At 58.4% G+C, this 24471-nt stretch carries 27 protein-coding genes; 14 read left to right on the top strand and 13 right to left on the bottom strand.

The window, feature by feature from the left end; all coding sequences use genetic code 11:
- Window positions 1-304: 304 nt before the first annotated feature.
- Together A37O_RS0105160 and A37O_RS0105165 are read left to right on the top strand one after the other, a co-directional pair.
- Entirely contained in the window at window positions 305-931 is a 627-nt protein-coding gene (locus tag A37O_RS0105160) for a DUF3558 family protein (RefSeq protein WP_018296428.1), read from the top strand.
- A 28-nt stretch (window positions 932-959) separates the two neighbouring features.
- On the top strand, window positions 960-2855 hold the full coding sequence (locus tag A37O_RS0105165; RefSeq protein WP_018296429.1) for a dermokine domain-containing protein: 1896 nt from the start codon (window positions 960-962) through the stop codon (window positions 2853-2855).
- A 9-nt stretch (window positions 2856-2864) separates the two neighbouring features.
- Here the strand turns inward: A37O_RS0105165 and A37O_RS0105170 are convergent, their stop codons facing one another.
- On the bottom strand, window positions 2865-4064 hold the full coding sequence (locus A37O_RS0105170; RefSeq protein ID WP_018296430.1) for a PQQ-dependent sugar dehydrogenase: 1200 nt from the start codon (window positions 4062-4064) through the stop codon (window positions 2865-2867).
- Window positions 4065-4180: 116 nt separating this feature from the next.
- On the opposite strand from A37O_RS0105170, the gene A37O_RS0105175 reads away from it, so the two are divergent.
- From A37O_RS0105175 to A37O_RS0105190, 4 genes are all read left to right on the top strand, one after another.
- A complete protein-coding gene (locus A37O_RS0105175) occupies window positions 4181-5518 on the top strand; it encodes a DUF4185 domain-containing protein (RefSeq protein ID WP_018296431.1) in 1338 nt (445 codons plus the stop codon).
- 106 nt (window positions 5519-5624) lie between these two features.
- A complete protein-coding gene (locus tag A37O_RS0105180; protein ID WP_018296432.1) occupies window positions 5625-6029 on the top strand; it encodes a TOBE domain-containing protein in 405 nt (134 codons plus the stop codon).
- Between the two features lie 252 nt (window positions 6030-6281).
- The gene (locus tag A37O_RS14720) at window positions 6282-6683 is read left to right on the top strand and encodes an SPW repeat protein (protein WP_018296433.1); all 402 of its coding nucleotides are present in this window, start codon (window positions 6282-6284) and stop codon (window positions 6681-6683) included.
- A gap of 148 nt (window positions 6684-6831) precedes the next feature.
- Window positions 6832-7428 carry a TetR/AcrR family transcriptional regulator gene (locus tag A37O_RS0105190; protein WP_018296434.1) on the top strand — a complete coding sequence of 199 codons (597 nt, stop codon included), beginning with the start codon at window positions 6832-6834 and terminating at the stop codon, window positions 7426-7428.
- A 7-nt stretch (window positions 7429-7435) separates the two neighbouring features.
- On the opposite strand, the gene A37O_RS0105195 is transcribed toward A37O_RS0105190, so the two are convergent.
- From A37O_RS0105195 to A37O_RS0105210, 4 genes are all read right to left on the bottom strand, one after another.
- On the bottom strand, window positions 7436-7948 hold the full coding sequence (locus A37O_RS0105195; RefSeq protein ID WP_018296435.1) for a pyridoxamine 5'-phosphate oxidase family protein: 513 nt from the start codon (window positions 7946-7948) through the stop codon (window positions 7436-7438).
- Between the two features lie 66 nt (window positions 7949-8014).
- Complete coding sequence (locus A37O_RS0105200) at window positions 8015-9271, bottom strand: hypothetical protein (RefSeq protein WP_018296436.1); 1257 nt, start codon at window positions 9269-9271, stop codon at window positions 8015-8017.
- Window positions 9272-9299: 28 nt separating this feature from the next.
- Window positions 9300-10001: an SCO1664 family protein gene (locus A37O_RS0105205; protein WP_018296437.1), complete on the bottom strand. Its 702-nt coding sequence runs from the start codon at window positions 9999-10001 to the stop codon at window positions 9300-9302.
- Between the two features lies 1 nt (window position 10002).
- Window positions 10003-10623: a histidine phosphatase family protein gene (locus A37O_RS0105210; protein WP_018296438.1), complete on the bottom strand. Its 621-nt coding sequence runs from the start codon at window positions 10621-10623 to the stop codon at window positions 10003-10005.
- Window positions 10624-10657: 34 nt separating this feature from the next.
- Here A37O_RS0105210 and A37O_RS0105215 point away from each other — a divergent pair, with 34 nt between their 5' ends.
- Genes A37O_RS0105215 through A37O_RS0105225 form a run of 3 tightly spaced genes read left to right on the top strand, consistent with a single transcriptional unit; the run spans window position 10658 to window position 14509 of the window.
- The gene (locus tag A37O_RS0105215) at window positions 10658-12046 is read left to right on the top strand and encodes a sigma 54-interacting transcriptional regulator (RefSeq protein WP_018296439.1); all 1389 of its coding nucleotides are present in this window, start codon (window positions 10658-10660) and stop codon (window positions 12044-12046) included.
- 20 nt (window positions 12047-12066) lie between these two features.
- A complete protein-coding gene (locus A37O_RS0105220; protein ID WP_018296440.1) occupies window positions 12067-14025 on the top strand; it encodes a vWA domain-containing protein in 1959 nt (652 codons plus the stop codon).
- A 7-nt stretch (window positions 14026-14032) separates the two neighbouring features.
- Complete coding sequence (locus A37O_RS0105225) at window positions 14033-14509, top strand: DUF1990 domain-containing protein (RefSeq protein WP_018296441.1); 477 nt, start codon at window positions 14033-14035, stop codon at window positions 14507-14509.
- 6 nt (window positions 14510-14515) lie between these two features.
- On the opposite strand, the gene A37O_RS0105230 is transcribed toward A37O_RS0105225, so the two are convergent.
- Window positions 14516-16195, bottom strand: coding sequence for an ABC1 kinase family protein (locus A37O_RS0105230; protein ID WP_018296442.1), 1680 nt, complete (start codon window positions 16193-16195; stop codon window positions 14516-14518).
- A gap of 42 nt (window positions 16196-16237) precedes the next feature.
- Between A37O_RS0105230 and A37O_RS0105235 the strand changes: the two genes are divergently transcribed.
- Window positions 16238-17026 carry a spermidine synthase gene (locus tag A37O_RS0105235; protein WP_018296443.1) on the top strand — a complete coding sequence of 263 codons (789 nt, stop codon included), beginning with the start codon at window positions 16238-16240 and terminating at the stop codon, window positions 17024-17026.
- Here A37O_RS0105235 and A37O_RS0105240 read toward each other — a convergent pair.
- From A37O_RS0105240 to A37O_RS0105250, 3 genes are read right to left on the bottom strand one after another with little or no spacing between them, the layout of a single operon-like run.
- Complete coding sequence (locus tag A37O_RS0105240; RefSeq protein WP_018296444.1) at window positions 17023-17517, bottom strand: 2'-5' RNA ligase family protein; 495 nt, start codon at window positions 17515-17517, stop codon at window positions 17023-17025. The two genes, A37O_RS0105235 and A37O_RS0105240, sit on opposite strands and share 4 nt — an antisense overlap.
- A gap of 42 nt (window positions 17518-17559) precedes the next feature.
- A complete protein-coding gene (locus tag A37O_RS0105245) occupies window positions 17560-18168 on the bottom strand; it encodes a methylated-DNA--[protein]-cysteine S-methyltransferase (protein WP_018296445.1) in 609 nt (202 codons plus the stop codon).
- Complete coding sequence (locus A37O_RS0105250; protein ID WP_026196165.1) at window positions 18158-18625, bottom strand: RNA polymerase sigma factor; 468 nt, start codon at window positions 18623-18625, stop codon at window positions 18158-18160. The genes A37O_RS0105245 and A37O_RS0105250 overlap by 11 nt, the downstream gene beginning before the upstream one ends.
- A gap of 94 nt (window positions 18626-18719) precedes the next feature.
- Here A37O_RS0105250 and A37O_RS0105255 point away from each other — a divergent pair, with 94 nt between their 5' ends.
- Window positions 18720-19091 (top strand): nuclear transport factor 2-like protein, encoded by a 372-nt coding sequence (locus tag A37O_RS0105255; RefSeq protein ID WP_018296447.1) that lies wholly within the window; start codon window positions 18720-18722, stop codon window positions 19089-19091.
- A gap of 135 nt (window positions 19092-19226) precedes the next feature.
- Here the strand turns inward: A37O_RS0105255 and A37O_RS15660 are convergent, their stop codons facing one another.
- Window positions 19227-19580: a GNAT family N-acetyltransferase gene (locus A37O_RS15660; RefSeq protein WP_018296449.1), complete on the bottom strand. Its 354-nt coding sequence runs from the start codon at window positions 19578-19580 to the stop codon at window positions 19227-19229.
- 130 nt (window positions 19581-19710) lie between these two features.
- Entirely contained in the window at window positions 19711-20349 is a 639-nt protein-coding gene (locus A37O_RS0105265; RefSeq protein ID WP_018296450.1) for a MerR family transcriptional regulator, read from the bottom strand.
- A gap of 91 nt (window positions 20350-20440) precedes the next feature.
- Between A37O_RS0105265 and A37O_RS0105270 the strand changes: the two genes are divergently transcribed.
- A complete protein-coding gene (locus A37O_RS0105270; protein ID WP_018296451.1) occupies window positions 20441-21307 on the top strand; it encodes an SDR family oxidoreductase in 867 nt (288 codons plus the stop codon).
- Window positions 21304-21741: an anthrone oxygenase family protein gene (locus tag A37O_RS0105275; RefSeq protein ID WP_018296452.1), complete on the top strand. Its 438-nt coding sequence runs from the start codon at window positions 21304-21306 to the stop codon at window positions 21739-21741. The genes A37O_RS0105270 and A37O_RS0105275 overlap by 4 nt, the downstream gene beginning before the upstream one ends.
- Here A37O_RS0105275 and A37O_RS0105280 read toward each other — a convergent pair.
- Window positions 21738-22562, bottom strand: a complete 825-nt coding sequence (locus tag A37O_RS0105280) for an aspartate dehydrogenase domain-containing protein (protein ID WP_033377814.1) — start codon at window positions 22560-22562, stop codon at window positions 21738-21740. The two genes, A37O_RS0105275 and A37O_RS0105280, sit on opposite strands and share 4 nt — an antisense overlap.
- A gap of 86 nt (window positions 22563-22648) precedes the next feature.
- Entirely contained in the window at window positions 22649-23224 is a 576-nt protein-coding gene (locus tag A37O_RS0105285; protein WP_156802506.1) for a DedA family protein, read from the bottom strand.
- Between the two features lie 270 nt (window positions 23225-23494).
- Here A37O_RS0105285 and A37O_RS0105290 point away from each other — a divergent pair, with 270 nt between their 5' ends.
- Entirely contained in the window at window positions 23495-24244 is a 750-nt protein-coding gene (locus A37O_RS0105290; RefSeq protein WP_018296455.1) for a GntR family transcriptional regulator, read from the top strand.
- The last annotated feature ends 227 nt before the right edge of the window (window positions 24245-24471 follow it).

Consider the following 24471-nt stretch of genomic DNA (forward strand, 5'->3'; position numbering starts at 1 on the left):
GAGGCTCTGGTGGCGTAAGGAATCCTGTTCCGTCAGCGGTCAGTTCATCGCTGAGTCAACCGCTGGCGGATACACCACTCAAAAGGACTTGACCGAGCTGACATGATCCCCCTACCATTTCAATTTAGAACTACTGTTCGATTTCAATAGTTTTAGTATACCCACCGCTTCGACTATTGCAATAGTTTTTAGAAACTTTCTCGAACTGTCTTTCGAATAGTTTCGAGTTTGTATGCTTCGCACTGCAAATCTCCTCCAAATATGTAAAACTGCTAGAGCACGACTTTTTACTCGGGGGAGGAACATGAAAAGCCGTATTCTGACGATGGTTCTTACATGCACGTTTGCAATCACCGGTTGTACGTCAGCTGCAAATTCAACGCTGGACGAAGAGCCAACGACGTCGCTTAGCGACGATTCCGTCGTGCCTCAGTCCACTACTGAAGAAGAATCCGCCCAAGCCTTTCACTTCGAAAGTGGCGTACTACCCATCGGTGATTTCAATCCCGAAGAGGTCTACCCAGATGTCTTCAATCCATGCGAGGAAATATCTGCCGAAGAGTTCGCTGCTATCGGATACGAAGTGCGCGGTGAGACGCAGTCAAGAGGTCAAGGAAGTCTTCTGAGTTGCAGGATTCAAAACGGCACCGAAAACGATCTCACCATTTTGATTGAAGGCAGTTTGGCCGCATTCGAAGATTTTGAGGCCCAGGGGGAGATTCTTTCTACGCATCCCGAAACCCAGCTCGCAGGCATGGTCTTATACAGATCACAACAGGACGATCCGGCAAGTTGCAGAGCCGCCGTTCCAACTTATCGCGGACATCTTACGGTTAGCGTGCAAAAAGGCCTTACAAACAAGTCGGTTCCAGAGCTCTGCACTTCTGCAACTGAGATATTAAATACACTTCATTCAACTTATTCAACGTAGTTTATTTGCATATGTCCTCGGGGGAATAATGCTAATTGATCCAGCCAATATCCAGTCTGCAATCGACCAACTCAAAGACACTTTCCAACTTGTAAATTCGGACTACTTAGGAGGAACTGGAGTTTTACGGCAAACCTTCTCCACCGTCTCCGGCCTCAACGATGCCGGATTAACCCATTCAACAATCCTCGATACTGATGCCATCGCATCCCAAAAGGCTTTCGCGGACCGCTTTGCCAACGCATCGAACACCTTGAGCACAAATCTCGCCGATTTCATCGACGGGGACCAAGCGATTGCGGGCACCCTGTCCAGCGTCGGTTTGAATCACGCGCTCGGCGACAAACTTTCAAGCCTGCGAGCATCTGGGCCCGCGAGAAACACCGATACCTCCCCTTTTCATGCAGCTGCTCCAGTAGTGGCTAGGCCTTCGTCGTTAATTGCTTTATGCGGTCAATTTGCTGCGACCAATTTCGGAATTCCCGCTGGCATGACCACGGATTGGACGAGCCTCGCCAGCACCATCACTGCCGCAGCCGCAAGCCTTGAGGAAGTGCTCGCCGACCTACATTCCTCTGCAGAAACCGAGGCAATTTCCCAGGCCATCGCGAATATTACGACTCTCCGGAACACCGGATTGGCGTTCGCGAACAATGCGACGCTGATGGCTGGCCATACCACGGGATTGGGCACGGGAAGCCTCGGTTTGGGGCAGCAAACTGCCTCCGTTGGAGCCACCTACCAGGCGCTTCGGGTGGTCCGTCCGGACGCTGCTGCCCTCTTGGAGCAGACCTATCTCAACGCGTTTCCTGGCCTCGCCACCGCGGCTCTCGCTCCGTCGATACCTGCAATAAACCAACTCCTTCCTGGGATGAACGATCCGAGCGGAACCTCTGCGGCCATCGGCGGCTCCGAACAGCGCGTTCCGGAGCCCACCGATCTCCCGCTTCCCCCAAGCGTCGCCGCGGCGATGACTGAAATGGGTTACGGTACCGCGGCGCGCATCAGCAATCCGCAATCGCTTGCCGACGAATTCTTGCGCACCGGACCTGAACAACTGGAACAGGTACTTGCTGGCCATGCCCCGACTACAACGGCGGCTACTGCGGTGGCAATGCCTCCAACTCTCAATCCCGGCGGGCAAGGCATACCGGGCACGCTTCCAGGGGCATCAGTCACACCGCAACCAAGCAACTCTCTGATGGGAGCTCCTGTACTCGGCGGCAGCCTGCCGAATGGAACCAACAGTTATGGGACTAACAACATAGGTGCCAACAATCCTGTATCGCCAGCGACCGCAGGAGTTCGTGGCGCAGGCTCCCCTAATTTCGGAAATTCAGGCCAGGGCGCGCCCGTATTCGGTGCCGCTGGTGGTTCCAATTCGCCAACGCGAACCAACCAATCACCACGAGGGCTGGGCGCAGTCCCTTCTCGAGTTCCCAATTCCCCTCATGCTCCGAGTAGAGGTGGCATTGGGGCGAATGGCTCCGTCTCATCGGGTTCACACAATGCTCCCGGCTCAGCTGCGCATTCTTCGCATCGTTCCGTGGCGATGCCAAACGGATCAGGTTTTTACGGCTCCTCAAGCAACCCGTATGGTTCCAGCCACACGCTTGGCGGCGACAACCGACAGAATGGCACACTCGGCCCAAACGTCGGCGGTCATTCTGGTACCTCGGGCTCCGGTAGTGGCAATCACAGTACTTCGTCGCAGAACACCGGCAGCCAGCACAACCGTGGTTTCGTTCCAGCCGCCATGGCGCCGGGAGCGAGGAATGGAGGGGGACCAAAATCCACGGCGGGTGCGGTGAAGAAAGTCACGAGTGCGGTTGAGCGCGAAGGCAATCTAAAAGCTTTGCTGGGGCCAGGCCCAGAAGTTGTGCCCGGTGTGATCGGAGCGTGGGTACGAGAGCCAAAGCGCTAGGACAGGCAGTTATTCAGGTCGCCATTCTAAGAGGCGACCACGTTGACCGTCCTCGAGGATCCAAATGGACCCGTCGGGAGCCTCCTCGAGCGCTCGGATGCGATTACCCATGTCCCACTCCTCGACAGATTGCGCCTGATCACCATTGAGTTCCACCCGGACAATCTTCTTACCGGAAAGCCCTCCGAGAAACGCGTCGCCAGTCCACTCGTCGAAAAGCTGTCCCTTGTAAATCATCAGGTTACCGGGAGAGATTGACGGCACCCAGTAAGCGGCAGGTGGTACGAAACCGTCTCCCTCTTGATGGTGTGGAATGTCGGCGCCGTCGTAGTGCACGCCCATCGATGCCTCGGGCCACCCGTAATTCTCTCCGGGAACCAAGTGATTCAGCTCATCGCCACCCTTAGGACCCATCTCAGAGACCCACAGGTCGCCGCCCAGATCGGTGTCAATGCCCAGCGGATTACGGTGTCCCATGGTATAAATCTCATCCGAACGACCGCCTTGACCAGCAAATGGATTGCCCGGCGCGGGCTGCCCATCATGTGTGAGCCGGAGAACGGCACCGAGATTCGTGTCGGTTTCTTGGGCTGGATCGAAGGCTTGCCGATCCCCCGAGGTGACGTAGAGGTAGTCGTCGTCAATGTGCATGCGCAGCGAGAAGTGCCCATCACTGGACGAGGGTGTTTGCTGCCAGATTTCTTCGAACCCCTCCAGCGAACCCGTCTCAGTATTCAACTGGCCCCGACCAATTACTCCTTGTGGGCCGTCCGCGGTTTCGCGGACCCAGCTGAGGTACACGGTGCCGTCATTTTCAAAGGTGGGCCCTGCCACGATGTCGTGCATACCCGCTTGTCCATTGCTGTAGACGGCTGGAGTGTTTTCAATTTCCACCTTGTCACCGGAATTGACGTCCAACATCTGTAAGGCGCCTCCACGCTCCGAAACAAGAAGAAAGTCCGTGCCAGGGAGGAATTCAAGTGCCCACCCGTCGTTGAATCTGCCGCGCTCGACCACCTCCGAAGACACCTCCGAGGACCCGCCAGAAGACCCGCCAGAAGAGCCCTCCGAGGAGCCCGACGAGGGTCCCGCAAAAGAACTCGACGAGCTCGTCGGCGCAATCTCAATGCTTTCGTTCATCGACGGTTCAGAGCAAGAAGCCAAGACGAGGGAAACGACAACGAGTGGCCCGAACAGAACTTTCTTCATGACCACGAGCTTAGAAGGAAGCGCTCGAACATTTGCTTTGTTAATGTCAATCGCGGTTAACCGTTATTGTCTTGTCACCTTGCATTTCCCATGCAGAACCTCGAATTGAGTATTTCTTGAAGAAAGCACTTCTAGCGTGCGCCGTTGCGACGAGCGTCTCCACAACTTTGCTGTCCGCTCCAATAGCCAATGCGCAAAGCAGCTCCAGCAGCTCCAGCAGTTCCAGCAGCTCCCGCGACGATTCCAGCCAGAATGACTCTTCGAAATGGGCAGATGCAATCTCCGAAGAGCTGACGGTAGTCCTTGTTCAGGATCTGCTCGGCCAGGGAATCTCTGATAACGCAGGCTTTTATTCCGGGGACTTAGGCATCATGACTGGGCTGGGCCCTGGCGATGAATTCGTCATCATCTTTGGTGATTCCTTCCGCGGTCAAACCCTCGGCGAGGGCGAATGGATGAGTCCCGTCGGCGTGGTCGCGAGGATGGGAGTCGACGGAAAGATTGAGATTCTGCGCCCGCTGAATCGCGACGACCAGGTCCAGCAACTCATCGATTACGAGCACACTAACGGTAAATTCACCCACCTCCCCTCTGACATCATCACCATCGACGGCACGATGTATATGCAGACGATGGCGAACGAGGGCGTGGGCAACGTGCTGTACACCGAGATTTGGCAGTCCACCGACGAAGGCGCCACCTGGACTTCGGTCGCGCGCACTCCCCGCACCTATTTCAATGGCATGGGCAATCTGATTTCGTGGGAACACGGCCAAGATGGCTATATCTACGTTGTGAGTTCGGAATTCCAGCGCAAGGATCCGGTGTACCTCTCACGATTCCTGCCCGAAGACATCGCTGATCGCACAAAGTGGGAGGTGTTCAACCCACAAACCGGCCTCTGGGGCGCGACCGGTTCCCCCATCCTGGACACAAATGTTGCTGCGGGCGAGATGAACCTGCGCTATATCCAGGGCCATTGGGTCTTAGCCATGTTCAACCGCGAGACCATGGCCATTGAAATCCGCATCTCTGAAGACATTGCACGCGACTGGGATGAGATCGAACCTGCGAATGTCGTCATTTCGGGCACCGGCGGATGGAACGCCGACCAAACCCCGTCGAATTTCACGCAGCTCTACGGCGGATACATCACCCCGACCTCGACGCTGGACAACATGGACATCGTGGTCTCGCAATGGAACACTTCCGACGATTCCCGGTACAACTCCACGCAGTTCAACATCAAGGGCTTGGACACGTTCTTCGGTATCGACATAAATACGCCGCAAGCACGCACTTTCACCTTGCAGCAGCAGCCGGAGGCCAGCGGTAACCAGGCCGACATTCAGGTCGAGGAGGTCCCGATCGATCCTGAGATGCAGGCGCTTTTGACCCAGGACATGGTGCTCGACAATGGCGGGAAGACGGAAATCATCCCGCTGGAGCCATAGTTCAAGCCTGAGCACAAAGATGCTTGACGACGAGGCGTAGTCCAGCCTCGTCGCTATCCTCTATGGTTCCTCGCCCAAAATTTCCCCCAGGTTATACCCTGGGACAATGTCGATGATCAGAATCAGCACCGCAGCCCACCTGCTTGGAGTCTCCGACGACACCATTCGGAGATGGATCTCTCAGGAAAAATTGGAAGCTCACAAAGATGCTTCAGGACGAACCACTGTGGACGGCGCGCAATTGGTGAAAATTGGCCAAGACATCGCCGCGGAAAAGGACTTAGATTCTTTAGACCAAGGGGCCCAGCATCGTTCCGCCCGGAACCATCTCACAGGTCTGGTGACAAAGGTGACTTCCGACAAAGTGATGAGCCAAGTCGAGATGCTCTGCGGCCCCTTCCGCATTGTCTCCCTGATTTCTACCGAGGCCGTAGAAGAGCTTGGATTCGAAGTCGGGTCGATGGCCACAGCTGTCATCAAGTCGACAAATGTCACCATCGAAGGCGTCTAATTCGACCACCTTCAGAGGCCTCAAAAGGCACCGTCACCAAACCCTTATCTAAACGTTATAGTTCCCCTGATTTGCGATATTTGCGCAGTTCAGGGGAACTTTTTTATAACGGTAATTCCGGAGCCCAAGATGGTCTAGCCCAAAATTGTTAGATACGCTACAAATTCGTTGCACTACTTGAAAGTAGCGCTACAATAGAGGTGAGCCCAAAAGATGGGACAGCGAAAGAAAATCAGAAAGGAAGGCGTCACAATGACCGCCCCAACCGCACCAAACACCTCCTACGCAGCTTCCAACACCGCCGCAGACCTCGCACAGTGGAAGACATGGCCAGACTGGATCAACCTAGTACTCGGCGCATACCTTGCACTTGCAGCCTTGTGGACTACAGGCCCCACGGGTTGGGGAGCCTGGCCCGTCACCTTGGGCATCGTCGTAGCGGCCGTCGCCCTGTGGGCACTGGCAACCGCTAGCTCCCCTGCATCCGAGTGGGTCCAGATCATCGTCGGCGCAGTCGCATTCCTCGCACCATGGTTCGGTGGATTCGCCGCCTCCACTGGAGCAGCATGGACGATGTGGATCGTAGGCGCAGCAGTGATCGTCTTCGGAATCGTCGGCCTGGTCCAGTCCCCAGCGAAGAAGGCAGCGCTGTAACCAGGCCCACAGCCAAAGCTGTAAAACCTGAAAACCCTGCAAACCCTGTAAACGCAGACTAAACAACAGCCGGCCCTCCATGTGGCCGGCTTTTTGCGTTGATAACCTGCTGGTAGAATTTATATTTATACAGAAACTAGAAGAAACGATGAGTGTGAAAACCGAGACCAAGAAGCCGACAGCCAGGCAAAAAGCAAGTCGTAACGCTACCGATGAAAAGATTGCGGCGTCTACCCTTGCCATTGCACGCGAGCACGGGCTCTCTGCAGTCACAATCGATTCTGTTGCAGCCCACTCGGGAGTTGCCAAGACCACCATTTACCGCCGCTATGCCGATCGCATGGACATGATCGTCGGGGTATCTAACCAGGTCACCTTCGAATTTTCGCATGATCACCTAGTATCGCGCGAAGGCATCCTGGAACTTTATCGGAAGATCAAGGACTACCTCGAAAATCAGATCGGGATCCGGCTCATTGGCAGCCTCATGGCCAGCTCCGACGAGGATTTAGCCAAGTGGCGCAATCGCGTTGTCTCCCCGCTCCAGGAAGAATTTGATCGCTACTTCCAGGAGGCCGTCGAATGCGGAGTGGTCCGCGAGGACGCAGACCGCAACCTCATGTCGTCCATGGCCATTGGCGGAATGCTTCTGCAGTACACCACCGAAGGAAAAATCCCAGACGACTATCCCGATAAAATCGTGGACATCCTGTGGCCACTGGTGAAAACCCCGGACCAAGATTAGCCCAAAACTAGCCCAAGACCTGCGCGCCCCATTGCTCGCCGGTCTTGTCATATTGGATGCGGGTTGCATCGTGGCCCCCGCCTCCCTGCCAGAACTCAATGTGCGATGGCTGAACGGACCAGATCTGGAATCCGCCCGAAGCACCTTCAGGCATGGGAGCTAAATGTGCTTCTCCCCTGACACGCACCGCGCGCAAAAGTGGCTGCCAATAAAAACTCAGCGCAGCAACTTGGTTTTCTTCCAGCTGCTCGGACTTCATCGACCCTGCACCCGTGCCAAAGCTGAAGCCGTTGTCGTCCACGGCCATCAGATTGACCACGCGCGCATCCGGAAACCCAGCCTTGTCCACGGTGGCCAAATGCATCGCCCGTGCATCTCCGACCTGTTGTTCCACCGCGAGTTCAAACCACGAGGCGAAGAGTTCACCCGGATGCTCAGGCAGCGCCGCGGTATCCAGCTCAGGTGCCGCCCCTGTCATGACAGGAGCCTTGTCAATTGTTTCTTTGCTTAAGAATGCCATGTTCCAAATCTAACAAGGCTTGCCTTCTACAACGATCGCTTTACGACGATTGACTGCTTGCTCACACTAATCTTCCGAATGAGGCTCGCTCTCCCGCTTTGCCTTAATCTTTTCGGCCTTTTCAAGCAGGGAATCTTCACGGCGCTTCTTCACCGCGGCGGGCAACGCCGCCACCTTGTCCTGGGTGGACTTCCTCAAGGTATTGACAGAATCCGTGACATCACCGACGAGCTCCCTAGCGGTCACTCTCCACGGCTCCCACTCCAGCACACCGCCGGAGGCTAGCTCGACTTCGACGTGCTCAGAGAATTGGTCGAAGGTCTCCTGGATCCGATTCGCATTATCGTTTACCCGCAGCGCTGCACGCGGGTGCTGGAGTTTCTCCGCTCGCGACAGCTCCGCGCTCGCAAGCAGTTGCTCCTGAATCTGGCTCAGGATCTCGCCCTGCTCCTGAATTCTCTCTTGGCGCGCTTGGCGAATTCCTTGGACGTGTCCGTCGAGGTGCTCGTTTTCATAATCGGCGACGCGGGCGAGTTCCAGCACGAAGAAACTATCTTGCAAGGCAATGCCCTGGGCGAGCAATTGCAGCCAAAACTGCACCTGCTCCACTGCGTCTTCGTAAGCACCACCAAGTTTCGCAGTGTTCCGCACCTTCTTCGCCACCCCGTCACGCACGACACCGAGTTGCGCCAAGGCATCTTCTTGGATCCTTTGCAGTTGGATGCCAACGCCAGCGATCTTGGACCAGGTCGTATCCGATACCGTCCCGGTGTTCTCATAAATCCGCTGTGCTTCGAGCAGTGCTGCCCGGATGGAATTGAAGCTGCTCAAGGAATCTACCCGACGTTGCTCAATGAGACGATCGATCTTCTCGTCGATCGTTTCCAGGTAGTCGGTGATCTCATCGAGGGCTACTTCTATTGCCTCCTGCGCGATCAAGGCAGCGGCGGCCGCCGGAGCAGCCGGGGTCAACAATGTGGCTTTTTGAAATGCTAATTGCTTAACAATCTCTCCGGCATTGCCAGCCACACCCAGGTCACCTTTGCGCAGCACGCCACTAGATACGTCTCTGACCTTGGACTTCTTAATCAACTCAAAGCTCTCGTCATCGAGTTTGAGCCAACGTCCGCTTTGTTCCTGCAACGTCGACAGAGAACCAAAAAGGTTGCTTGCACGCTGCAGCGTCTGCGGAGAAGGCCTCCGCAATTCAAATCCAGCACTCTCTTCCAGCTCCGCCAAATCCGACTCAGAACCAAAAATCAGCAGGCCTTCGTCTCCTTCGACGACCTGAATCTTCTGCCAATCAATATCCTCGAGCTCCATAAGAAGATCCTTCCATAAATACCAGCGCTTAAACCAGCGGCCACGGGTACTGATAATGGTTTCGGGGCTGCGGAAGAAATGGTAATCGAACAATCCGGGACGCACGGCGCTTCAGCGCAGCCACTTCCTCTTCAGAGAGCAGCTCTTCCAGCTCGGCTGGCACCTCGTCGAGAAGCGACTCGACCGCACTCGCAAGCTCGTCCGGGATTGCTTCACCCGCGAAATCCCAAATCACGGTACGCAACTTGGGGTCCATGTGAAAGCACAATCCCTGGTCAATCCCCCACACATGATCGCCTGCGCCGAGGAGCACGTGGCCGGACTTGCGGTCGGTGTTATTCGTCAGCAAATCGAACACAGCCATGCGCAGCAGCACCGGGTGCAGGTCCTCGCGCTCCTCAAAAAGTGGGAAATAGTGCCAGCCCTCATGCTCGATAAACAGCTGGAGGGATCCTGCGCCGAAGGGCTCGACGTCACGAATCACGGTCGGTGGCACAATGTCCCACCCGAGAAAATCGCTGAGCACGAAGGCAGCACGTTCTCGGCGATGCAGCCCGGGCGGAAAATCCATGAGCGGTTGTTCGCCGAGCGTCGGCTTGTACACCGCCCAGGCATAATCATCGCCGAGAGTCACGTCCAAAACGTAGGCCGCATTCGACGATTCTGGTAGCTGCGCCACCCACCCAATTTCCCCTTCGCTCAGCAGATTGAGTTCACGCTCAAACGACATGTCAGTTTCCTAGCAGCCCATCAATATCGAGCACACCCGAGCGGGTATTGCGACTGACAACCTCAGTACCACCCGCACCGATACGCGCCACAGTGATCGAGGCGGGGTCAATGGCCACCTTCTGAAAATCGTTCAATGGCGTGCCCTCCAGCCAGGTCACCGCGGCCTTGATCGGGTCCGCATGGGAGAAGCATGCCACCACTTCGCCGGGGTGTTTCGCCGCTATACGACGAAGCCCTGTCCCCATGCGCTCCTGCATTTCCACAAAGCTCTCTCCGCCTGGGAAGCGGAACTCCTCGGGCGACTGTTGCACGGTTTTCCACTCGGGCAGTTTGGCCAAGTCCGCCAATTTAGCCCCTGTCCAGGTGCCGAACTCGCACTCGATGAGGCAATCGTCGATAAGCACTGGAACGCTGTGCCTGCGAGCGAGTGGCAGCGCGGTTTCCTGCGTGCGCTCTAAGGGCGATGAATATATTGCGTCGATGCGATCGATGCGCGTTGCTACTTCCTCGGCCTGTTCGACACCCTTCGCGGAAAGGTGCAGACCGGGCGCACGACCGGGCAAAACTTGGCCGGTCGTGGGCGTGACTCCGTGGCGGACAAGCAGAATTAAAGTGTCCATGGCCCTACTGTAATGAACCGAGTAGCCTGGGGCCATGACTGATGCGCCAGCTATTGCAACACTCGGTGAACTCAAAGCGTCGGGCCATATCTACCGCCCGCTGCGCGAAGAAATGCGCGAGAATCTCTTGAACAAACTCGCTGCCGGAGAGAACCCGTGGCCCGGTCTCCACGGCTTAGACGATACGGTTGTCCCCCAGGTAGAGCGCGCTATTATCGCAGGCCACGACATTGTTTTGCTCGGCGAGCGCGGCCAGGGCAAGACGCGCTTGTTGCGTGCGCTGCCTGCGCTTCTCGACGAATGGACGCCCGCCATCCAGGGCTCCGAACTACGCGAGCACCCCTTTGCCCCAGTTCTAGATTCCACGCGCGAACTCATTGACGAGCGCGGCGACGACCTGAATATCGTGTGGATCAATCGCAGCTCTCGCTACTCCGAGAAGCTCGCCACCCCGGATACCTCCGTGGCCGATCTCATCGGTGACGTCGACCCGATGCGCGTGGCCGAGGGTCGCCGTCTCGGCGATCCCGAAACCATTCACTACGGCCTGATACCGCGCTCGAACCGCGGCATCGTGGCCATCAACGAGCTGCCTGATCTGGCCGAGCGCATCCAAGTGGCCATGCTCAACGTGATGGAGGAACGCGACATTCAAATCCGCGGCTACATGCTGCGCCTTTCCCTCGACGTGCTCGTGGTCGCCAGCGCGAACCCGGAAGATTACACCAACCGCGGTCGCATTATTACCCCGCTGAAGGACCGCTTCGGCGCCGAGATTCGCACCCATTACCCGCTCGCGCTCGAGGACGAGATCGCCGTGATCCAGCAGGAGGCGAACCTTGTGGCCGAGGTACCTCCGGTGCTCATTGAGATCTTGGCGCGCTACACCCGGGCGCTACGCGAATCCCCTGCCGTGAACCAAGCTGCTGGTGTTTCCGCCCGCTTCGCCATCGCGGGTGCCGAAACGGTGGCAGCAGCGGCCCGCCACCGCGCCGCCATCCGTGGCGAGGATCAGGCAGTCGCCCGCCTCGTTGATCTGGAGGCGGCCGCCGAAGTGATGGGCGGCAAGGTCGAATTTGAATCCGGCGAAGAAGGTCGCGAGTGGGAAATCCTGGAATACTTGCTGCGGACCTCCACCGCCGAGGCCGTGCGCCCGCGCGTGCGCTCCATCGACTTTTCCCCGCTCATCGAGGCCCTCGACGGCACCACGACCGTCTCCACAGGTGAGCGGATCACGGCTGCCGAATTCTTAGAGAACCTCCCTGACCTCGGCGAATCCACACTCTACGAAGACCTCGTTGTCGCCTTCGACGCGAAAAACGAAGGCGAACGCGCGGCAGCCATCGAGCTCGGGTTTGAAACCCTCTACCTCTCTCGCAAGATCTCCAAGGATTCCGGCGAGGGCGAAACAATCTACGGCTAGATCTGAAGTTAGGACTTCCCATGGCAAACGCCCACAACAGTGGCAGGCGCCGCTACACCCGCTACACCGGCGGGCCCGATCCCCTCGCTCCCCCGGCCGATCTCACCGGCGCACTCGGCGAAATCGCCGACGATGTTATGGCCGGTTACTCCCCTGAACAGGCCCTTCGCGAGTACCTGCGCCGGGCCGGTTTGGACGACCTCATGGCCGAAATCTCCGAGCAGCGCCGCGACATCTTGAGCCGCTATAACCTCGGCCAGACCCTCCAAGACGTGCAAAAGCTTCTCAAAGAGGCCGTGTTGGCCGAGCGTGGCCAACTCGCCCGCGATGTGGTGATGGACGACACCGACCGCGCACTGCGCGAAATGCAGCTGGACAACCTCCCCTCAACACCAGCCGCAGCCGTCAACGAGCTGTCCAACTACGACTGGCAGTCCACCGATGCCCGCGAGAAGTTCGACCAGATCAAAGACCTGCTCGGCCGCGAGTTCCTGGACCAGCGCTTCGCCGGAATGAAGGAAGCTCTGGAAAACGCCACCGACGAGGACCGCGCCGCTGTCAGTGAGATGATCCAGGACCTCAATAACCTGCTGGGCAAGCACCGCCGTGGCCAGGATACCGAGCAGGATTTCCGCGACTTCATGAGCAAGTGGGGCCATCAATTCCCCGAGAATCCGCAGAATATCGACGAGCTGATTGCACAGCTTGCCAAGCGTTCCGCCGCTGCTCAGCGCATGCTCAATTCCATGACAGAGGAACAGCGCCGTGAGCTCATGGAGCTTTCTGCTCAGGCTTTCGGCTCCCAGGAGCTGATGAATCAGCTCACTGAGCTGGACATGAATCTGCGCGGCATCCGCCCCGACCTCGATTGGAACGGAAGCGAATCCTTCGACGGCGATCAGGGATTGGGCCTCGGCGACGGCACCGGCGCCATCCAGGATCTGGGCAACCTCGATCGCCTTTCCGAGCAGATCGACCGCGCAAACCCCGCCGACATTGACCTCGATGAGCTGAAAAGAATGCTTGGCGACGAGGCCTCTGTCTCCGCTCAGCGCCTCGCCGAGATTGAACGGGCCTTGCGCGACAGCGGCCTGTTGCGCAAGAAACCCGACGGGAGTTTGCAGCTCTCCCCACAGGCCATGCGCAAATTGGGCAAGTCGCTGCTCCAAGATGCGTCGGATCAGCTGACGGCGCGGGCGGGTCGTCGTGAAGCGCATCTTGCGGGCCAAGCCGGCGAACCTACCGGCGCCTCCAAGCCATGGGAGTTCGGCGATACCCAGTCGTGGGACACCACCCGCACCATCACGAACGCGATCCAGCGCACCATCTCCGAGGGCGGCCGCACCGATCAAGGTGTGGGCATCCACGTCAACGACATCGAGGTCGTGGAAACTGAAGCGCGCGCCCGCTCGGCGGTGGTGTTGCTCGTCGATACGTCCTTTTCTATGGCCGCCGAGGGCCGCTGGGTCCCGATGAAGCGCACGGCGCTCGCGCTGCACCACTTGATCAGCACTCGCTTCCGTGGCGATGAGCTCGCGCTGATCAGCTTCGGGCGCTACGCCATGAACATGGACATCGAGGAACTCACCGCCATGCCACCGGTTCACCAGCAGGGCACAAACTTGCACCACGGGCTGATGCTTGCCGATCAGTTCTTCACCAAGCATGCGAATATGCGCCCCAACCTGCTCATTGTCACCGACGGCGAACCCACCGCTCACCTGGAGGAATGGGGTGAAGCCTGGTTCGATTGGCCGACGCACCCAGTCACCTTGAACAAGACGGTCACCGAGCTCGATCGAGTGACCAAGCGAGGCACCCGTACCACGTTCTTCCGGCTTGGCGACGATCCCGGGTTGGTAGCATTCCTCAACGATCTGGCGGATCGGGTAGACGGCACGGTTGTTGCACCTGACCTCGACGAACTGGGGTCGGCCGTGGTTGGTGAGTATTTGCGCTTCCGGGGCCGTATGCAGTGAGAACTCAGTGAAGTACCGCAACCTCCCGTTGTCCTACGATCCCGCGCGGGTAGCTTTCCTGCCAGAACTCAGTGCCGAGCGTGTCCTTCGCACCACCGATCTCGAAGCCGCCTCCGAAAAGTTACTGAGCTGGGCAGTCCAGCGCTCAACCTTTCGGGTCGTGGCCACCGATACTCCGCTGCAACAGGGCTCCGTCGTGGAGATGAGCGTGGGCATCGGGAAGCTAGCCCTCCGGTTTGGCTGTCGCGTCGTCGATTATGTCCACGAGCCGACGTATCGAAGTTTTACGTATGGCACCCTCCCCGGCCACGTTGAACGCGGCGAGGAAAAATTCTCCCTGCGCCAAGCACCCGACGGGACGATCACCTTTTCCATCGTCGTGCACTCCGAACCGGCAACCTGGTGGTTAAAGATTGCCCGCCCGATCCTTGATGCGTTTCGCACCGTGGTGTTGAACACCCGCTACTTGAAGGCAGTTGAGTAGCCCCGGCTAGTCTTCCAAGGTGTGGTACGGGTGGGCTTCTGCTTCCTTCGCGCGCCTTCTGGTCCTGCGATCGTTGGCAAAGATCACCACGATAAACACTAATCCGCCGATCGCCGCAATCAGGAAGAAGATCAGGGACACCGCCGGGTAGCCCATGATCTGCGGCCCAGAATCAATCGAGGACATCAACGCTGCCGCGACTGTGATCGCGGCGAGCACGAGACCCGCGGTGACGCGGTTCGCCACCTGGTGCATGGATTCCACGAGCCGGTCTTCATCGATGCCATTGATGTGGAAGCTCAGCTCCCCGTCGCTCAATGCATCCATGATGCGGTTCGCTCGACGCGGGAGGTGCGAAAGGAAATCCTTGGTTTCCATGGTGTGAGAAGCAAGGCTGGCCATGGAGATGTGCAGGCCTGTCCCCGTGAGGATATCGATGTTGTCTTGAACCGCATCGACAGGTGTGAAATTGGGGTCTAGGTATTGCACCGTCTCATCGAGGTTGAGCAGGGCTTTGCCAATCATCGTCAGATCCGTTGGAGTGCGCAGCCCGAACTCGCCACTAATGCGCGCCAATTCCATCAACACGGTTCCGATCTGAAAGTCACTGCCTAGCGCCAGCACGCTGGAGACAAGATAGCCCACCTCGGCACGGAACTCATCGATATCGATTTCTCCCGTGGAATGCACCATCGTGGCCACAAGGTCTGCCACCTGGTCGCCGTCGCCTTCGCCGAGAGCGATGAGCAAACGGATCAGTTTGTCCCGCGCATGCTTCGGAATACGCGCGACCATTCCAAAATCGAGAATGGCCAACTGATTATCCCGGGTAATGAACAGATTCCCCGGGTGCGGGTCTGCATGCAGCCACCCATATTTGAACAGCGTCTCAATGTAGAACCGGAACAGCGAACTCGCAATGTCCGGGCCCCCGATGTCCTCGATCGTCGTGGGGCTGAGCTCATTGATTTTGTACCCCTCGACATAATCCATCGTAAGGACGCGAGAGGTGCAGTAATCCGGGTAGGTTTTGGGAACGGTTAAGAATTCGTAGTCTTCGACAAGTTCCACGAATTTGTCTTGGTTGGCCCGCTCCTTCCGGTAATCGAGCTCGTCGCTAAGCGAACGGCGAAATTGTTGCATCATCTCCACCGCACCCAACCTTTGTCCGAGCTTCGTGCGGGTATCAATCAATCGTGCGACCTGCATCAGGACGTCCATGTCCGCTTTCACGTCTTCGCGCACGGTCGGGCGCAGCACCTTCACCACAACTTCGTCGCCTTCTTTGGTGAAGGCTCGGTGAACTTGCCCGATGGATGCAGCGGCCAGGGGCTTGTCGTCGAATTCGGCGAACACCGCGTGTCCGTCACCGCCAAGATCTTCGCGAATTGTCTTGTGCACGAGCTCGACGGGAACTTCTTGAACGTTGTCCTGCAAGCGGGCTAAAGCGTCGGCGTACTGCGGTGGTAAAATATCGTGGCGAGTCGACAGCAACTGACCCAACTTGATGTACGTCGGCCCCATGGCCTCCAGGTCTGCCGCCAACTGCTCGGGGCCATCATTCGAACCTTCATTATCGCCATCGGTTCTATATTTCGCAGCCCTTTCTTGGTGTAGCAATGCCGCCCCACCATGGCGAACGATGAGCCGAACAAGCTCTGCAATGCGTGACATTTTGGCTGGCATGTTAACGATATTACTGAAACGTATAGGATTATTAACCAGCTCATGAATACTCCACGCAAGCCTCGGCATCCGAAGAAAATCATCGAAGGCGAATACGAGATCGATACGGGTACGGCCCGCATCCTCGCCGACCCCAACCGCGATGGATCCTACGTCCTAGAAATCAACGATGTCCCCTCCTCCCAGGTCATTCTCGGCGGACCCCGCGTCCTGGTATTTCCCTATATGCGCTGGATCGCCGCAGCAATCGACCCCATCATGAACGAACGCCCGCTGGCAGAGGTGGTCCACCTCGGCGGCGCGGGTTGCGCGCTGCCGAGTTATTGCGTGGACAAGTGGCACGCAAGTCGCAACACGGTCGTCGAGATCGATGCGCGTCTCGCCGAGGTGGTGCGGTGGGCATTTTCGCTTAGCGACGACATCCTCGTGGAAATCGGCGAGGCTCGAATGTACACGCACACCCTGGAACCCGGGTCCGTCGACGTGGTCATCCGCGATGTCTTTGCCGGTCCGGATACTCCGCGGCACACCACGACCGTTGAATTTTTCAAAGCGGTGCAACGCAGCCTGACTCCCGGGGGCCTCTATATAGCCAACAGCGGCGACGGCAAGGGGCTACCGGCCACCCGCGAGGAGTTGGCCGGCATGTTGGAGGTCTTCGATTATGTTGGAGCGATCGCTCCCAAGGAGTTGCTTGCGGGGCGCTCCTACGGAAATGTCATTTTGTGGGGATCTGATAGGCCGATTGACTACGTCGGGGAGGAAACTCACCGCGGTACCGAGTGGGCGCGGGAGCTGGCTTCGGGTACTGCGCCTCGCCGCGATCATTAACTTAGGTCCGTGAGTTTTTCCAGCCGTGGCTGCCACAGGTAGGCATGTTGGCCGGTGATTGTTTTGAAATGCCCTGAGGTCACATCGTCCAGGGCACCTATATATTCAGGCACAAGCGTGCGCGGGATGCGCAGCCCCACGGTCAGGTGCGGGACCCAGCGCTCTCCCCTGCCTTCTGGGTTCAGTGCGCTGAGCTCGCGTGCCGCTGCTTCTAACTCGGGGTCGACCTCGAGGAGCCACGCGATGGTTTGTTTGCTTTTTGTGCCAAAGACGACGACGCCGGCGCGTTGAAACGTCGCAGGCTGGAGATTTGGAAGCAGTTCGCGGGCACGATCGACCACGCAGTCCTCCATATGCTTGGCAAAGGTGATCGTGATGTGCGGCGTTTGGTATTGCTTGGGCAGCCCACGTGCATGCAGTTGATCGAACACTTCGCGGACATAGGCGTCTTCTTCTTCAGGCAGACGCAGCAAAATGTTGTCGGGTGACATGGCGCCTAGCTTAGGCGGGAGCCACCGCCCGATGACAATCCGCTAGGCAGCCGTCGAATGCTCAAGATCTAGCAAGAGTTTCTTTGCCTCCGTTCCTCCGAGATATCCGCCCAGACCGCCATCGGTGCGCAACACACGGTGACAAGGGACGACAACCGGCAGCGGGTTTTTCGCGCAGGCAGATCCCACCGCACGCACTGCCTTCGGATTACCCACGTGCTCTGCTACCTGCTTGTAGGTCTCGGTCTGGCCATAAGGAATATGAGGCAGATAAGTTTGCACGTCACGGCGGAAACCGGCCGAGAGGCGGAAATCTACTGGGACCTCGAAGCTGAGGCGTTCACCGGCGAAGTATTGCTCAATCTCTCGGGCAGCCTGATCCAAGCGGGCCGGAGCATTGAGAACCCGCGGGCTGATCTTCTTGGCCAGGGTCTCTACGACGCTGTCGAATCCTTCAGACTCGAAGGCGACGCGAACGAGCCCCGCATCGGTGCCCGCGACGAGCAGTCGCCCAATGGGCGAATCTACAACCCGATAGGCCACATCAATCTCGTCCTGCTCCCCTGCCTTCTGGATCAGGCGAGCCTCCAGGGATGATAAATCTTCACTGTTTACGGGGAACAGTTTGTCCAGTTCAGCTTCACTGCTCATGATTTTTCCTTAGGGTTTTCATACCGTCCGCCGCGGCTCGGCGCACGGCCTCCGGCGTCTTGGCTAGCAGTTCCGCGGTTTCCACATGAGTGAGCCCGCCAAGGTAGTGATAAGCGATGGCGAGGCGCTGTTGTTCGGGCAAAGCGGCTACGCGCGCCCACAACTCGTGGTCATGGGCATCCCTCGCGGTTTCCACCAGAGCCTCCGGCAGTTCATCAACGGGAATAGCCTGCCTCGCCGCGGACCTAGTGATATCTATGGCCTTCCGCTGGGCAACGCGGACCAACCAGGCTTGGATATTTGTCTCTTCGTCAAGCGTGCTCCATGCTTTCAGCGCAGCCAGGAAGGTCTCGGACCAGGCATCATCGGCATCGGGGCCTGCCCCTAAAACCGCGCGGCACACTCGCAGCACGGTGGGTCCATGTTCCTCAACAGCGCGGGAAAACGGTTGCATCATCTTCACATACTGTAGACGCGCCAGCGCCCTAAAACGTGAGGTCTGATTTTCCGGAGCCCGCAAGTACCCGTGATCTGCCCGTACACTGGCCACCATGAAGGTACATCTCCCCACTGACTGCGGAAACGCCCCGCGCATCCAGATCGTTGGCCAGTTCGCCACCGACTGGGCTGGCCAGCAGCTCGATCAAGTCACGGATTGGCTGCACGAGGAGATCGTCTGGGAAATCGTTGGCGAGAAAACTCACGAAGGCCCAGCGGCAGCGAACGAGGCTCTGCCCGGTGAGGTCCCGGAAGAACTCAACGTCAACGCGATTATTACCCACGGCAGGCTCGCCTCCTGCGATGGAACGTTGGTTTACCCGAATAAGGTCATCGAGTTCAGTCACGTCTTCCGTTTCGCCTCCACCGGGAAAACGGCAAAGATCAAGTCAATCAGGACATATCTGGTGGAGGCGGCTGAATAGTCGTCGTAAAGCGTGGATCTTAGCTCTGGGCGCTCTCCAACACCATGACCTGCTCCGGTGTCGAGTACTCCTCGAAGCCAACGTTTGAGAAATTCTGGTCGGCATCGTCGCTAAGCAGCACAATGCGCTCCATATTCAGCGGTGCGAGCGTATCGACGATCGCCTGCGAGATGTCTTTCCCAGCCCGCGGTCGCGCACTGCGGGCTCGATGAATGCATCGCAGAGCCACCCGCATGTCACGCCGTCGGTGACCACGCGGGCGTAGCCCACCTGCTGGCCGTCGTCGGAGTAAACGCCAAAGTTCAGCGAGGCATCGGCGGCCATGGACACGGTCTCAAGAGTTCGATCCTTCGCCCACTCGGAATCCTTCGAGAGCCAGCGATGAACCTGGTCGATGTCTAGGCGGTCGCGATCGGTATCAACAACGAACCCAGATCCGAGGTCGATTTCGGTGCCCGAAGTGGTCTCTTCCTTGCGATGCTTCGACATTAGTGTCCGCCTTTAATCTCGTGGATTTCGATTTCTATTGCTTACTGGCGTTGGCCAGTCGAGTGGCCCACCCTAGCGGACATGAGCTGCGAGGCGTTTTTCATACACGCGTTTTGACACGGACTTAGCGCTACTCGTCGTCGAATTTCCTGTCGATGCCGCCCGCATAATGTTGCTGCGCGAGCAGGACAAGCGCGTTGAAAAGCGGGAGCCGCAGCGCGCTGCCCAGCACAACGCTGCGGATCGTGGCCTCGAGACTGTCCTCCTCGGCGACGCTGTGAACGTCGAGGCGTCCAACCTCATCGGCCGCCGCTGCGTACTCGTCGAGCCTATCGATAAAGGCTGTGAGCTCCTCGCCCTGCAGATTCGCCACCGCCTCGATCGCGGCGGCGTGCGCAGGCGATTCAGGATGACAGCGCCAGCCACGCTTATCGACGACTTGTGCAAGCAGGTCGGCAGCCGGCGAGTCTGCCGCAGCCTGGTTGGTCTCACCGACGAAGGCGTCCTGGGTGACCGCCAAGGCATCGATGACCGAAGGCTCGGAATCGACCACGCGCACGACTTCCTTAACCTTGTCCAGGGGCAGGCCGGCCACGGTGACCAGCGCCCTAACAAGTCGGATGCGCTCGAGGTGGGAATCGTCGTAAAGCGCCTGATTCACGCTGGTGCGCTCGCCCGGATGAAGGAGTCCCTCGCGCAGGTAGTACTTGACCGTTGGCACGCTGAGCTCCGAACGCCGGGCTAGCTCGGCCATCTTCATCTGACTCATCACACACTCCATGACAAAAACGCTTGCGGGACTTAATAGATAACTCTACTATCCATAAATAGATAGTTGCATTATCTGCTAGGGGAAAATGATGGCAAAAATAGCGCTCTTTGGTGCCACCGGATACCTCGGAGGTCACGCGGTGACCCGGCTTGTGGCCGACGGTCACAAGGTCCGAGCGATAGTCCGGTCGCCCGAGAAGGCCGAGCTACCTGCAGAAGTCGAGGTCGTCCAGGGCGATGTCACCGAGCCCTCGACCCTGCCCGCAGCACTCAAAGGCATCGACGGCGTGCTGATCGCTCTCAACGGCGGACATCACCCCGAGCGCGCCGCTCAGGTGGAAGAACTGGGCGTCGCACACATCGCTTCCGCCGCTTCGGCCGCAGGAGTCTCGCGCATCGTACTGTTGACGGGAATGTACGCTCAGCCTGCATTCGCGGACTACCCATGGGAACGATCTAAGGAACGCGGCGAACGCTCGCTGCTCGACGGCCCCGTCCCCGCGACCATCTTCCGAATCGGTTTCATCAATGAGACGCTGGCGAAGTTCGTCCGCGGCGGACGCCCAGTGATCATCGGTCGCCAGCCGCACCCCATTCGACTTATCGCGGCAGACGACATCATGTCGGCTGCATCACGGGCCTTCACCATACCCGAGACCGGGAACCGAGTCTACGATGTCGCGGGCGAACACCCGATGCTGCTTCGCGAGGCGGCCGCCGCCTACGCCAGCGCGCTCACGGGCAAGCCGTTTAACCCAGACCAGGTGCGGAGGATGCCGCTGTGGTTCATGAGAACAATCAACAAACTCTTCCTCAAGGGCGCAATGACAAGGGAGCTTGGCATTCTTGCCAGCATGAATCGCTACGGTGATGTCACCGATACCGCGGACTGGTTTCGGGACTTCGGCGTTCCACAGACGTCCTTCGAGCAATGGATCGCGGAGCAGGCACAATGAGCTGGGTAGAAGTCGCCGCCATTCTGGTCATCGGGTTCGTCGGATCCGCCGAGTTCGGCTCGGTCGCGCTCGTGCACCCCGTCATCCGTAAGCTCGCACCAGATGATCAGCTCATCTTCGAGAAAGGCTTGCTAAAAACTTTCGGGCGCATCATGCCTGTAGTCATGACGCTTGCCGCTGTTCTTGCGATCGTCTTGGCAGTGGATAACCCCACGGTCTGGCTCGCGCTTGCTGCGATCAGCCTCGGGATTGCGCTGGTAGTCACGATCATCGGCAACGTGCCGATCAATCTGCGCACCGGGCGTATCAACGAAGAAGCCGCCCCCGAAGGTTTCCTTGCCATGCGGCGTCGCTGGGATGTATTCCAACTCATCCGCGGATCGCTGCAACTGCTTGGCTTCGTCTTCGTCACCTTCGGCATCGTGGGTGCTTAAAGCCCACGAACAGCATTCCTGAGCGTATGCGCCACCGCTAGCGCCGTGAGCGCGGATGTGTTCGGATTCACCGGGCTCGGTGCGGACTGACTGCTGAGACTAAAAGTACCTGCAGAGCCCGACACTTCAATTTCATGCCGGCTTTCCTCGGCCTGCGGGTCGGCTACCAACTCCACGTGGACCCGCTCAAGGGATGTCTGCAACAACTCTTCATCGCTGCCGCCTCTCCCCCGCGTCGCCCAGGCCAGCGCCACCGCTACGTTGACATTGCCCGGAAACTTCTCAATGGCTTCGCTAGGCCGACCGCTGAAGACCCCGAAAGGCTCGGTCGCGTTGAGCAGTTCGGCACGTTCTTCCTCCGACATCCAGTCTTGCACCAAGTCCTGAGATTTCTTCGTCGTGCGGATCTGCACCGAGTCCGCAGCACCCGCCTCCGCAACCGCGCCCCACAAATCAAAACCACCGATTGCTCCCGAGGTAACGTGCAATTTCCCGGGCCCCTCGAGAAGAGCCCGGCGCGCAACAGGATCCGCAAGGGCCCCAACCGAGGTCAAGACCAGGTCCTTCCCCTGGGCAATGACCGCCGGACCGTGCTCCTTCGCGGCGGCGACACCTGCACACTCGACGACAATGTCGCTGCCCTCGATCAGCTGCGCCAGGTGTTCGTCGTAAAGCGAAATTCCTAAAGTGCCGCGCTCGAGGTGCGGGGCTACGTCGCGCACGACGGCGCTGACGCGGAATTCGTCGGGATCGAAGAGGCTGACTAGTTGGCGGCCTATAGCGCCGAAACCAATCAGAAGCACTCGTGGAGTTTTGGTCATTTTGCGCGCCTCAAGAGTAGGGATTCGATGCGTTGACCACAGTCTATCGACAGCCTCAGACGTTGTCCCCCGTCGAGCGATCTGAGCTACTCCGCGGTGTGTGTATGGCTGTCGGCGAGCTCCTCGTTCGCGGCGCTAGGGGTCGCAGAGTGCGGGGCATTCGCTTCACGACGATCACGGGAGCGCCTACGCCGCCACTGGATGACTCCCACGATCACCGCCACGACGATGAGCAATACCACCAATGGCCACCAGTCTCCCGCCAGTGCCCGGGCGACAGATGCCCACGCAGCGAAGCCGATGGTGCTGTAGATCGTCGCCCAGGCCACCGCGCCGGGAATCTGCGCGAGGGAGAATTTGCGCCACGAGATCTGCAGCAGACCGGCCGCAAGGATGATGGCGCTCTGCAGACCGACGGTCACGTAGGCAAACGGAATGGCCACGATTCCGACTCGTTCGATGGCCTTGTGTCCGGCACTGGTTTCCGCCTCAGCGAGCCGGTCGCGCGTTCGCTGCCACCAAGCTGGCCCGCGCTTCGTGCGAGTAGCTCCGGTCACCACTCCACGGCCGATCCAATAGGTCGCCTGGCCGCGAATCGTCGCCCCGAAATAGAGGAACAACCACACTGCCCAGAACGGGTAGCCCGCGAGAATCTCCTCCACGTCCTGCGCCACCCTTCAAATTAGGCTTACCTAAGATCACTTCCATTCCGAGGTTAGAAGTTGTGGGGTTGAGGTGTCAACAAAAATAGTGCTGGCCCGGGGAAGGTAGTGCGGAGGCTTGATTAAACCCTGAGGGCCTAGCGCAAGGACTCCCCACAGCAAGTCTGCCCGACCGCACTCCTGCTCCGACTAGCATTGTGATTTACGCATGCCGCAGTCCTACTACTTCACGCAGTACTGCTCCTCAAAACCACAAGAAAGCACTCGTCTATGCCTAGAACTGAACTGGATTCCACATCGGGCGTCCCCCTGTATCGGCAGATCAAAGACATTCTGCGCAATGAAATCGAGTCGGGCGACGTCGACATGGATCGTCCACTGACCGAGGCGCGTCTCCTCGAGCGCTTCGCTGTTAGCCGCGCCCCCATCCGGCAGGCGCTGTCGGAGCTGACTACGGAGGGATATGTCTACCGACGACAGGGGAAGGGCACTTTCCCCGTCCTCAGCGGTCGGGTGGAGCGGCCGACGGACTTGGCGGCGGGCGGACTGCAGAAATTTCTTGCGGAGCACGGAGCTGAGACCGAGTCAATCATTCGCGACTTCGGTTGGACCACCCCACCCGCGCACGTAGCTAGGGCCATCGAATCCGCCAATGAGGAGTCGTTACTGCACTTCAGCCGTTTGATTACCTCTGATGATCTTCCGTTGGTAGATGCGGAAGCCTATCTGCGCGCTCCGGATTCGTTCAACCCCACGGCGCAGGAAGTCGAAGAGGCGGGATCAGTATTCACGCTCCTTGAGCAGGCCTCCGGCATTCCTGTGGTCACCACAGAGCACGAGACTTGGGCGACAGGAGCCACGGAGGAACAAGCCGATCGCTTCCAGGTGACACCGGGTTCTCCACTTTTGGCGATTGAAACAGTGTTCTACTCCACCGGCAAGCGCGCACTGGGTTGGAGGATGGCTTTGCACCGTGCAGACGTTTTCCGCTACTCATTCTCCGAGCAGCGCAGCTCTTAGATCGGCCTACGCCACCCCCACTACCCCACCTGCCTCGAGATGTCCCTCGACTCGTTGACTTTGTCATAACAATATGGAAATCTAAACCCCAAGAACGTAAGAGAGGTCACAATCGCACGGTGATTGTGCTGCGGCCCCCGACTGGCGGAGCGGGAGCTTTTTGGCACTATCGACCAGCCTTCCTCCCCGCCTCATAACCACCAGCACATCTCGCTCCTGCGCACCAT

This window comes from Corynebacterium lubricantis DSM 45231, assembly GCF_000379425.1.
Lineage (GTDB): Bacteria > Actinomycetota > Actinomycetes > Mycobacteriales > Mycobacteriaceae > Corynebacterium > Corynebacterium lubricantis.

Bases quoted from the DNA above. Each gene is read 5' to 3' on its own strand.
- A37O_RS0105245 (WP_018296445.1), bottom strand. From the start codon at position 18,168: ATGAGCAGTGAAGCTGAACTGGACAAACTGTTCCCCGTAAACAGTGAA.
- A37O_RS0105165 (WP_018296429.1), top strand. From the start codon at position 960: ATGCTAATTGATCCAGCCAATATCCAGTCTGCAATCGACCAACTCAAA.
- A37O_RS0105180 (WP_018296432.1), top strand. From the start codon at position 5,625: ATGTCGATGATCAGAATCAGCACCGCAGCCCACCTGCTTGGAGTCTCC.
- A37O_RS0105205 (WP_018296437.1), bottom strand. From the start codon at position 10,001: ATGTCGTTTGAGCGTGAACTCAATCTGCTGAGCGAAGGGGAAATTGGG.
- A37O_RS14720 (WP_018296433.1), top strand. From the start codon at position 6,282: ATGACCGCCCCAACCGCACCAAACACCTCCTACGCAGCTTCCAACACC.
- A37O_RS0105235 (WP_018296443.1), top strand. From the start codon at position 16,238: ATGAATACTCCACGCAAGCCTCGGCATCCGAAGAAAATCATCGAAGGC.
- A37O_RS0105200 (WP_018296436.1), bottom strand. From the start codon at position 9,271: ATGGAGCTCGAGGATATTGATTGGCAGAAGATTCAGGTCGTCGAAGGA.
- A37O_RS15660 (WP_018296449.1), bottom strand. From the start codon at position 19,580: ATGTCGAAGCATCGCAAGGAAGAGACCACTTCGGGCACCGAAATCGAC.
- A37O_RS0105195 (WP_018296435.1), bottom strand. From the start codon at position 7,948: ATGGCATTCTTAAGCAAAGAAACAATTGACAAGGCTCCTGTCATGACA.
- A37O_RS0105170 (WP_018296430.1), bottom strand. From the start codon at position 4,064: ATGAAGAAAGTTCTGTTCGGGCCACTCGTTGTCGTTTCCCTCGTCTTG.
- A37O_RS0105275 (WP_018296452.1), top strand. From the start codon at position 21,304: ATGAGCTGGGTAGAAGTCGCCGCCATTCTGGTCATCGGGTTCGTCGGA.
- A37O_RS0105210 (WP_018296438.1), bottom strand. From the start codon at position 10,623: ATGGACACTTTAATTCTGCTTGTCCGCCACGGAGTCACGCCCACGACC.
- A37O_RS0105280 (WP_033377814.1), bottom strand. From the start codon at position 22,562: ATGACCAAAACTCCACGAGTGCTTCTGATTGGTTTCGGCGCTATAGGC.
- A37O_RS0105240 (WP_018296444.1), bottom strand. From the start codon at position 17,517: ATGTCACCCGACAACATTTTGCTGCGTCTGCCTGAAGAAGAAGACGCC.
- A37O_RS0105220 (WP_018296440.1), top strand. From the start codon at position 12,067: ATGGCAAACGCCCACAACAGTGGCAGGCGCCGCTACACCCGCTACACC.
- A37O_RS0105255 (WP_018296447.1), top strand. From the start codon at position 18,720: ATGAAGGTACATCTCCCCACTGACTGCGGAAACGCCCCGCGCATCCAG.
- A37O_RS0105290 (WP_018296455.1), top strand. From the start codon at position 23,495: ATGCCTAGAACTGAACTGGATTCCACATCGGGCGTCCCCCTGTATCGG.
- A37O_RS0105190 (WP_018296434.1), top strand. From the start codon at position 6,832: ATGAGTGTGAAAACCGAGACCAAGAAGCCGACAGCCAGGCAAAAAGCA.
- A37O_RS0105160 (WP_018296428.1), top strand. From the start codon at position 305: ATGAAAAGCCGTATTCTGACGATGGTTCTTACATGCACGTTTGCAATC.
- A37O_RS0105265 (WP_018296450.1), bottom strand. From the start codon at position 20,349: ATGAGTCAGATGAAGATGGCCGAGCTAGCCCGGCGTTCGGAGCTCAGC.
- A37O_RS0105215 (WP_018296439.1), top strand. From the start codon at position 10,658: ATGACTGATGCGCCAGCTATTGCAACACTCGGTGAACTCAAAGCGTCG.
- A37O_RS0105250 (WP_026196165.1), bottom strand. From the start codon at position 18,625: ATGATGCAACCGTTTTCCCGCGCTGTTGAGGAACATGGACCCACCGTG.
- A37O_RS0105270 (WP_018296451.1), top strand. From the start codon at position 20,441: ATGGCAAAAATAGCGCTCTTTGGTGCCACCGGATACCTCGGAGGTCAC.
- A37O_RS0105230 (WP_018296442.1), bottom strand. From the start codon at position 16,195: ATGCCAGCCAAAATGTCACGCATTGCAGAGCTTGTTCGGCTCATCGTT.